Raw genomic sequence first — 9,749 nt, 5'->3', positions numbered from 1 at the left:
TGGCTTTTTTCGTTGGTTGGGGGTGGGGGGGGGGGGGGGGTTAGGGGGGGGGGGGGGGGGGGGGGGGGGGGGGGTTCTTCCCCCCCCCCCCCCCCCCCCCCCCACCCCCGATCACTCAGCCTCGGCTTCAGCTTCGGCTTCCGTTTTTGCCTCGGCTTCAGATGCCGCTTGCGTTTCCGCCTTCTTCGCCGCCGCATCGATCGCGGCCAGCGACCTGCGGACCTGCTCACGGTCCGTGGTGTACCAGAAGTCGGGCAGTGAAGCCTTCAAGTAGCTCCCGTACCGCGCCGTCGCAAGGCGCTGGTCCAGTACGGCGACCACACCGCGGTCCCCCGAAGCCCGTACGAGGCGACCTGCGCCCTGAGCCATGAGAAGGGCCGCGTGGGTGGCGGCGACCGCCATGAAGCCGTTGCCGCCCGCTTCCTCCACTGCCTTCTGGCGGGCACTCATCAACGGGTCGTCCGGCCTCGGGAACGGGATCTTGTCCATCACGACCAGCTGACAGCTGGGACCGGGGACGTCGACGCCCTGCCAGAGCGAGAGCGTGCCGAAGAGACACGTCTGTGGATCGGCGGCGAAGTTCTTGATCAGTTCGCCGAGCGTCTCCTCGCCCTGGAGGAGGATGGGGAACTCGGGGATACGGGAGCGCAGCTCCTCCGCTGCCAGCTGGGCTGCCCTCATCGAGGAGAACAGGCCCAGGGTGCGGCCGCCGGCCGACCGGATCAGCTCGGTGAGTTCGTCGAGCATGTCTGACCGGTCGCCGTCCCGCGCGGGGCGGGCCAGGTGCTTGGCGACGTACAGGATGCCCTGCTTGGGGTAGTCGAAGGGCGAGCCGACATCGACGCCCCTCCACTGGGGGACGTCTTCGCCCTCCGTGCCCTCGGGGGCGAGGCCCAGGGAGGCACCGACGCCGTTGAAGTCGCCGCCCAGCTTCAGGGTCGCCGAGGTCAGGACCACCGAGCGATCCGCGAAGAGCTTCTCCCGCAGCAGGCCCGAGACCGACATGGGGGCGACGCGCAGAGAGGCGCCGAAGCGGTCATGGCGCTCATACCAGACGACGTCCCATTCGGAGCCGTTCGTGATCCGCTCCGCCACGGCGTGCACGCTCTCCACCGAGGCCAGCGCCTGCTTGCGAACCGCGTCCTCGTCCTGGATCGACTTGTCACGGGTCGCACCGATCCCGGAGATCACGGTGCGACAGGCGTCGCGCAAGGCCATCAGTGCGTAGCCGAGATCCTCCGGAACCTCCTCCAGGCGGCCGGGCAGGGCGAGTTCCATCAACCGCTCGAAGCCCTCGGAAGCGGTCTGGAGCTGGTCGGCTGCCTTCTCGTTGACAAGCTTGGCCGCGCGACGGACCGCACGGTTCACCTGCCCGGGGGTGAGCTCACCGGTGGCCACCCCGGTGACCCGGGAGACCAGTTCGTGCGCCTCGTCGACGATCAGCACCTCGTGCTGTGGGAGGACCGGGGCGCCCTCGATGGCGTCGATGGCGAGCAGCGCGTGGTTGGTGACGACAACCTCGGACAGCTTGGCGCGCTCGCGGGCCATCTCGGCGAAGCACTCGGCCCCGTACGCGCACTTCGAGGCACCCAGACACTCCCTCGACGAGACGGAGATCTGGGCCCAGGCACGGTCGGAGACGCCGGGGGTCAGGTCGTCGCGGTCACCGGTCTCCGTGTCGCCCGCCCAGTCACGCATGCGCAGCAGGTCCTGGCCCAGTTTGCTGGTGGGCGCGGCCGCCTCGAACTGATCGAAGAGGCCCTCCTCCTCGTCCTGCGGGACGCCCTCATGGAGCCGGTGCAGACACAGATAGTTCGACCTGCCCTTGAGCATCGCGAACTCCGGGCGGCGGCGCAGCAGTGGGTGCAGTGCGTCGACGGTGCGCGGCAGGTCCCGCTCCACAAGCTGACGCTGCAGGGCCAGGGTGGCCGTCGCGACGACAACACGCTCCCCGTGCGCGAGCGCGGGCACGAGATAGCCCAGCGACTTTCCGGTGCCGGTGCCGGCCTGCACCAGAAGATGGGAGCCGTCGTCGATCGCGTCCGCGACGGCTTCGGCCATGGTCACCTGGCCTGGGCGCTCCGTGCCGCCGACAGCAGTGACGGCAGCATGCAGGAGTTCGGGGAGTGAGGGCTTCGTCATAGCGCGACCACCCTACGGCCCGGCACTGACAAACGGGTGATCAAGGCGGTGACGAGGGGCGGGATCAAGACCGGGCGCTCCTCTGACGTGGATCGATTCGGTTCGGTAGCGGCCGCGGTAGGTCCGGTCGGGTTCGGAGTAGCTCGCTTGAGGGACCGGGTCGTTTCGGTTCTGGTCGATGGCAGGGCTACGCCCCCTGGCGTCGGTCTGGAGGCTGGTGGAGATCGAGCCTGGTCACGGTGTACATCGTGCCCGGATACGGCAGAGACCGACGCGGCTGGAAATCCGTGTGCCGCGAGTGGGAACCGGATCGGCGCGGGCGGTGTACCAAAAGTGATGACACTGCGACGTGGCGTCACAGGAGATGGCGTAGGGACCGGTCTCGGATCATGAGGGCGGCTTGCTTGGTGGGCAGGTCGATCTCGGTGGCGAAGCCGAAGCCTGCGCTCAGAAAGGCGGCGATGGAGGGGATGTTGCGAAGGTCGGGTTCCGCGACCACGCGGGCACAGAGGAACCGCTTGTCGAGCACGAGATCGGCTACGGCTCTCAGCAGGGTGCTGCCGAGACGCCTCCCCCGATCGGCGGTTTCGCCAATAAGCAGATGGATCCCGGTGTCATGGGGTCGAGCCGGGTAGTGGCAGGCCAGTGGATCAAGGTCCGCCCGGTAGATCTCCCAGTAGCTCATCGGCGTGCCCTCCAGCATTCCAAGGCACGGAACGCTGCGTCCGTCGCCGGAGAGTTGGGCCGCCAGGTGATCCGCTGTGACGGACTCAGGTCCGGCCAACTCCCAGAACCGTGCGACGGCGGGGTCGTTCATCCAGCGGCTGACCAGCGACAGGTCCTGCTCGATGCGTACGGGGACGAGCTGGAACACGCCCACAGGGAGGGTGGTCGGCCCCCACTCCGCGACCTGGTCGAGCGGGTCATCGGATGCGCATGGGACGGTGGCGGCTCTGACCGCGTCCTCAAGCCGGTCAGAGAACGGGGCGGCGTCGGCCCTTCTCTCCACCTCCAAACGTTCGATGAGGTTGCCGGGCAGGCGCAGTTCCCACGTGTCCTCACTGCCCGAACTCCAGGGGACGCTCGCGTCGGTGCGGCTTGTGCTGGTGCAGGTTCCGGGACTCGCGCCTGTGCTGATGCCTGCGACGGGGGTGGTGCCGGCGGTGGCAGTGGCGTCGGGCGGAGGCACAGCCGTGCTCCTCTCAGGAGGCGGGATGGGTCATGTTCCTCAGGGGGAGGGAGTTGCGGGGTTGGCGGTGATCACAGGCCGCGTCAGTAATGAAGGGGGTTGGCGACGGTGACGTAGACGGACTGGGTGTCCACCGGACCCACTAGTTCGTCGAGGCCGCGTACACGGGTGAGCAGGTTGGCCTTGCAGCGAAGGACAGGGGAGTCGAGCAGACGAGTGGGCAGCGTGGTGCGCAGGCGGTCTGGCCCCGACGCCACGCCGATGAGGAAGCCCCGGAAGGCGGCGAGGAGGAGCCGTTCGTCGGCGAGGTGCTGGGAACCGAACGCTCCGATGACGCCGAGGACGTTGTTGATCGCGAGGTAGTACACGAATCGTTCGTCGGTGACCTCGTCGGAGACAAAGGTGTCGCTGCGTTCGCCGATGCCGGGCAGGCGGGCATCGAGTTCCGCGCGGCGGGACTCGCGGAAGTAGTAGCCCTGGTTGTCGCGGTAGCGACCGCCGACGGGCCAGCCCTCGCCGTCGAGCAGGAGCAGCGTGTTCTGCTGATGTGCTTCCAGGGCGATTCCCGCTTCCGAGTCCAGCCACAGCACCGGGCGGACGACCTGTTCGAGGTAGCGCAAGAACCACTCGGCGGCGACGGCTCCTCGGGGCCGGCCGGTCCGGTCTGCGAGGCGCGTGACGACCTCGGCCAGTCGGGACCGCAGGACTGGTCGGTCGGCGTGCCGATCGGCTTCTGCGGCGCCCAAAGGGGCCCGGGGTCGGGGCGAGACAAGTCCGGCGATGCAGGAGGCGTCGTCATCGGGGCTGAACGGGTTGTGCCTGATCACCACGTCGAGCCCGGGCACGGGGTTGCCGTCGGGCCCGTCGACGGCGATCCAGGCCGGGTCGCGGAGGATGTCGAACCCCGGGTGGGCCGCCTGCCACCGCTTGGACAGGCCGGTGCGGAACAGCCGGTGGACCTCTACTCCGCGATGGAGTTCCTTGCGGAGGTTTTCGCGACGGGAGTTGGTGATCCGCAGGCCCAGCGACAGCTTGAGCATGGCTGGGGAGCCGGATCGGTGGACGGTTCGCACGGAGGAGGTGGGGTGCCAGGGGGAGCCGTGCGTGCCGAGGTTCCGGAGCAGTCCTGCCTCCATCAGAGCCGTCGTTTCGGGGCGGTGCAGGACCTCGCGCACTTGCCATGGGTGCAGGGGCAGGGCCGTGTGGCCGTCGGGTAGCGGGAGCCCGGCTCCGGCGACCCGGGCGGTGAGTCGGGGTGCGGAGACCAGGCGGCCGCGTTCGGTCCAGGCCGAGTCGGTGGCCAGTACGGAGGGAGCTACAGCCATCCAATGGAGGGGAAAGGAGCCGCGCAACTCGGGTGAGTACAGCTGCGCTTCGGCCTCGGAGAGCCCTTCACGGCTCTTCGGAGTCGGGTGCAGCGGATGTCCGAGCACGAGTGCCTGCTCGGCGGCGAGGAAGAGGTCGGGTTCGTCGGCAAGGTGTTTCCGACGCTCGGTGATGAAGGCGGCGGTTCGGCGAACGGAGTCGGCCACGCGGGCGACGAGATCGGCACCGGCCCCGGCCGGGGCCGGCGCAGGGTGCGTCGTGACCGGAGGGTGAGTCGGGGGGACGGGAGCCCTGCCGGTGGGCTTCTGCGCTCCGGGTGCCTCACGTGTGAGCAAGGCGGCGACTGTGACTGCGTCGGCGGGTGCGGCGTCGTCCGGGGCGTCCGCGAGGCACGGGGGGCCGAAGCGGTGCCAGCCTGTCGGAGACCAGTAGCGGACAGGGACGAAGAGCGCCGTGCCACTTGAGGGGAGGGGGATACGGAGGGTGCCGTTGTCGGGCGCCGCGAGGTGGGTCTCGCGTACCCAGCAGCGCAGCAGGTTCTCGACGGCCGCGGCCTCGGCGGCCGTATGCGGGTCGGGATGCTCCAGGAGGTCGGTGGCGACGCCGGGAACCCACTCCGCCTCGGGACGTCCTCCCTGCGCGGGAACCGTACCCTCCGACACCACGGAAGCCACCTCTTCCCGCTCCTCAGAAACCACTCCCCGCTGGTTAGCGGCCGGCGTGGTGGTCTGCGCAGGCCGTGGTCGCGGGGAGGTTGAAGCGCCCGAGAGCCCGTGGGTGTGTGGGTGAGGACGGCTGTCGGGCGCGGGGGTGGTGTTCAAGGCTGTGTTCCTCGGGGTGGTCCTGGCTCGTACCGCTGACGGGCAGCGGCTTCGTGCTGTGCGGTACGGCGTGAAGAGGGTTTGGGCGTTCAGGAGATCGTGCGATGGGTGGGAAGGAGGCGAGGAATGTCCGGGGTCTCAGGGATGTCAAGGACGAGCTCGGCAGGTGAGAGCCGGAGAAGGAGGCGTGTGGGCGTAAGACCTCGCGGGGGCACAGCCACCGGGCTACCCAGCCCGCTCGACGGGGGCGCCGGGCCGGCCCGTCTGCCGGTCGTGTGGTTGCTGTGGGTCCGCCTTGTCTCCACGATCATGGTTGCGGGCCACTGTCTCCACCGCGTCGGCCAGTCGGTCCAATACCGCGGCCGCTTGCTCATCGGTGATCGTCAGCGGTGGAAGCAGGCGTACGACGTTCGCGTGACGGCCGCCCAGTCCGACGATCAGGCCGCGGCGCAGGCACTCCCGCTGTACGGCGGCCGCGAGTTCGGGAGCCGCGGGGCGAGGGCGTCGAGCGCAGCCACCGACCCGGGCGTCGACTCTCCCGATGTCGGCCGAAGGCGTCCGACCACAAGCGGCGCGGCCCGCGCCCTCGCCCTCGCCCTCGCCCGCGGCCGCTCCGGCTCCGGCTCCGCCGCCGGCCAAGGAACCCAAACCGTGAGCATCGGAACCGCCCAGGCCGAACCCAGCCCCAGCCCCAGTCCCAGCACCGGCACCAGCACCAGCACCAGCACCAGCACCAGCTACTGTCCCCGGCCGGGGACCGGCGCCAGTCACCGCCAAGGCAGCCTCACCATTCCCCTCAGCCTCGACCAGCTCGATCCCGATCATCAGCCCTCGTCCCCTGACATCGCCGATCATGGAGAACCGCCGTGCAAGGTCTCGGAGTTGGTCAAGCATGCGCGCGCCCAGAGTCCCGGCCCGTTCCGCGAGAGCGTTTTCGCGGACGTAGGACAGAGTCGCCGTGCCCGCGGCCATGGCCAGTTGGTTGCCGGGGAACGTGTCAGCGACAGTGCCCGGTTCCCAGGCGTCGAGTTCGTCTCGGTACACCAGGACGGCCAGAGGCAGACTGCCGCCGATGGCATGGGAGAGGATCATCACGTCGGGGGTGATGCCACTGTGGTCGACCGCCCAGAAAGCGCCCGTGCGCCCGACTCCCGTCTGGACCTCGTCGGCGATCAGCGGGACGGACCGGGTGGCAGTGATCTGCCGCATGCGGCGCATCCACCCGTCGGGCGCGGGGATCACCCCGCCCTCGCTCTGCACGGGTTCGAGGATCATCCCGGCAGGCAGCGGCAGCCCGGACCGGGAGTCGTCGAGGACCGACTCGGCCCAGTCGCCGGCGAGTCCGGCGCCGCGTGCACCTCCGACGCCGAAGGAGCAGCGGTAGTCCTGCGGATAGGGCAGGCGCATGATCCCCGAGTCGACGGCGAATCGGGCTTCGAACGTCCCGTCGGTCGCACCGTCGAACGCCCCGTGTGGGGCGTCCCTGAAGGCGAGCAGGCCGCTGCGTCCGGTCGCCGACCGGACGAGTTGGAATGCGGCCGCCACCGCGTCGGTACCGGCCGGACCGCAGAACCGCACTCGCGCGCGGTCGGCGAGTTTGGGCGGCAGGGTGCGGAACAGCTCGGTGACGAAGGCGTCTTTGACGGGGGTCGCGAGGTCCAGGGCGTCCAGCGGGGCGCCGGAGTCGAGGACCTTGCGGATCGCCTCCAGCACGACGGGGTGATTGTGGCCGAGGGCCAGGGTGCCCGCGCCGGAGAGGCAGTCCAGGTATCGGCTGCCGTCAGCCCCCTCGATGGTCAGCCCTCGCGCCCGCACGGGCACGATCGGCAGGGCGTGAGGGTAGGTACGCGCCGCCGACTCGCGCATCGACTGACGCCGCAGAATTCCCTCATGCACAAAGCGTCCGCCGCCGGACTCCTCCACGGCAGCACGCCCCTCGGCAACCCCCTCAAACCCACTCACACCAGCTCCGCCGACCCCGGTCACAGCGCCCTCCCAGCCCCGGCTCCGGCTGCTTCTCCAAGCTCGGCCCCGGCGGTTTCCTCAAGCACAGACAAAGCGGTTCCTCCGACCAGGGCGGCCATAGCGGCCCCCCGTTCGCATACAACCCTCGCGGCCACCCTCAAAGCGTTCCACTTCACAGCCACGGCTCCCCGCTCTCCCGTAGTCCAGGGGCAAGCCGTTCCTCGCCACCTCACCCGACTCGACATACGAAACCCCGCGAGCGTTCACTCGAAAACACTCGAGACTCACGGCAGTTGGGCACACGGATCAGGCCGCTCACCTCGACACACCGACCCATCGGCACTGTGCCCCGTCGCTACCAACCCCGGACCGCTCAGCGGGTTACGGGCCGCGGCAAGATCTGCCCCGACGGAGCCGTTGCCGTGCCGCCCGCCCCACGGATCACAGGTCGTTGTTCGCAATTGCCCGAAATCAGCCACGGGTGCGCTCCGCCAAGACCTGTCCGGCCACTCGACGGCGCCATCACCGCCTCATCGGGGAACGGGGCGTAGATGTGTGCACGTCGTCCAACGTGCTTGGCAGAAGTCCGGATGACTGCCAGGTCAGACAGCTCGTAGCGAAACCGTTGCCGTTCCGCGGGAAGTCCCCCGCAGCGAGCGCATAGTGTGTGATGCCGTTCCAACACTCCGTGAGCTCAGCGCGAGAACAGGCCGATTGGACTCGGATCGACCCGGCCCAGCCCAGGTCGATCCCCATCAGCCCAGGTCGATCCGCATCAGCCCGGGTCGGTCCGACATCAACCCGGGCCGGTCCGAATCAGCCCGGTCGATCCGGACGCTCCACGCGGCCCGACCGCGCCCGAGCTCACGGCACAGCACCCAGTTCGTTCACCTCAGGGGGAGTCACACCATGCGACCCATACGGCCGTCCTTCACCGCTCGTCGAGGAAGGAACGCGCGCCGCGGAACCTCCCCCGCCCTGGCCGCCGTTGCCCTCGCCTCGGCGCTCGTGTTCACCGCCACCGCCTGCAGCTCGGGCGACGCCGACGCCGGCGGCGAGGCCTCCGCACCCGTCGCGTCCGCGGGCGACGACAAGATCACGATCCCGGACGACATCAAGGACAAGCTCAAAGAGCATGGGATCGACCTCGACAAGTGGAAGAACGGCGCCTGGAAGGACTGGAGCAAGGAGGACTGGCTGCGCGAGGCCGACGAGTACATCAACCCGATCATCCAGGGCCTCTGGGATCCGGACCGGATGCGGGAAGCCGAGGATCCGGACAACGCCGTCGACGACGGCGACCTCTCCGGTGACCAGGGTGTGACCGACCCGGAGCCCGCGCCGGTGGACGCCAAGGCCGTCGCGCCTACGTACCATGCCAACGCTCCCGAAGCGGGCAAGGTGTTCTTCGACTCCCCCGAGGGCACGATGGTCTGCTCGGCGACGGTCGTGCAGGATCCGGCCCATCCCGGAAAGTCCAACCTGGTGTGGACAGCCGGCCACTGTGTGCACGCAGGCAAGGACGGCGGCTGGTACCGCAACATCGCGTTCGTGCCGTCGTACAACAACGAGGGCTTGGGGACCGCGGACTTGGAGAGCGCCGCCAAGGAGGAGGTCACTCCGTACGGCGTGTGGTGGGGCGACTGGGCGCAGACCTCGGACCAGTGGATCGAGCAGGGCGGGGCGACGGGCGGTGACGGCGCCTCGTACGACTTCGCCGTCATTCACGTGACTCCGGAAGAGGGCAGTGGTGGCAAGTCACTGGAGGAGACCGTCGGTTCGGCTCTGCCGGTGAACTTCAAGGCGCCGGCCGTGACGAAGGTCGCGAGCATCACGGCGACCGGTTACCCGGCCGCGGCGCCGTTCGACGGCCAGACCATGTACCAGTGCCAGGACAAGCCGGGTCGGCTGTCGATCAGCGCCCCGGACCCGACGATGTACCGCATCGGCTGCACGATGACGGGTGGCTCGTCGGGCGGCGGCTGGGTCTCGACCGGCTCGGACGGAAAGCCGGCGCTGGTCTCCAACACCTCGATCGGTCCGGTGACCGCGGGCTGGCTGGCAGGTCCGCGGCTGGGTGAGGTGGCCGAGGGCGTGTACGACTCCGTGAGTAAGAAGTTCGCCGGCCAGTGACGGCCTGCTGGGCCCGCTGAGCCTGCGCTTGGGCGGGCCTGGGCCTGGTCCTGCTGAGCAGGAACGGCGGTGCGGTGTCTCAGAAAACCTTCACCACCTCACCGCCGTTCACCCGCAACTCCACGGGCATAGTGGGGTGTCGTCCGCAAGGTGATCCACAAAGGCCCTGGGGA

The 9,749-nt window shown here is 69.3% G+C and carries 5 protein-coding genes; 1 reads left to right on the top strand and 4 read right to left on the bottom strand.

The window, feature by feature from the left end; all coding sequences use genetic code 11:
• Positions 1–111: 111 nt before the first annotated feature.
• The 4 genes from ACZ5XS_RS28270 to ACZ5XS_RS28255 all read right to left on the bottom strand — a co-directional run bounded on the left by ACZ5XS_RS28270 (position 112) and on the right by ACZ5XS_RS28255 (position 7,344).
• Entirely contained in the window at positions 112–2,142 is a 2,031-nt protein-coding gene (locus ACZ5XS_RS28270) for an ATP-dependent DNA helicase (protein WP_468655923.1), read from the bottom strand.
• Between the two features lie 355 nt (positions 2,143–2,497).
• Positions 2,498–3,331, bottom strand: a complete 834-nt coding sequence (locus ACZ5XS_RS28265) for a GNAT family N-acetyltransferase (protein ID WP_468655921.1) — start codon at positions 3,329–3,331, stop codon at positions 2,498–2,500.
• An 83-nt stretch (positions 3,332–3,414) separates the two neighbouring features.
• Entirely contained in the window at positions 3,415–5,331 is a 1,917-nt protein-coding gene (locus ACZ5XS_RS28260; RefSeq protein WP_468655919.1) for an IucA/IucC family protein, read from the bottom strand.
• 372 nt (positions 5,332–5,703) lie between these two features.
• Positions 5,704–7,344 (bottom strand): aminotransferase class III-fold pyridoxal phosphate-dependent enzyme, encoded by a 1,641-nt coding sequence (locus ACZ5XS_RS28255; protein WP_468656034.1) that lies wholly within the window; start codon positions 7,342–7,344, stop codon positions 5,704–5,706.
• A gap of 1,008 nt (positions 7,345–8,352) precedes the next feature.
• Here ACZ5XS_RS28255 and ACZ5XS_RS28250 point away from each other — a divergent pair.
• Positions 8,353–9,576 carry a trypsin-like serine peptidase gene (locus tag ACZ5XS_RS28250; RefSeq protein WP_468655917.1) on the top strand — a complete coding sequence of 408 codons (1,224 nt, stop codon included), beginning with the start codon at positions 8,353–8,355 and terminating at the stop codon, positions 9,574–9,576.
• Positions 9,577–9,749: the final 173 nt, after the last annotated feature.

The sequence above is a fragment of the Streptomyces sp. NPDC033131 genome (genome assembly GCF_055578365.1).
Note: the sequence above shows the minus strand (reverse complement) of the source record. Positions and strands in the feature narration are given on the sequence as shown.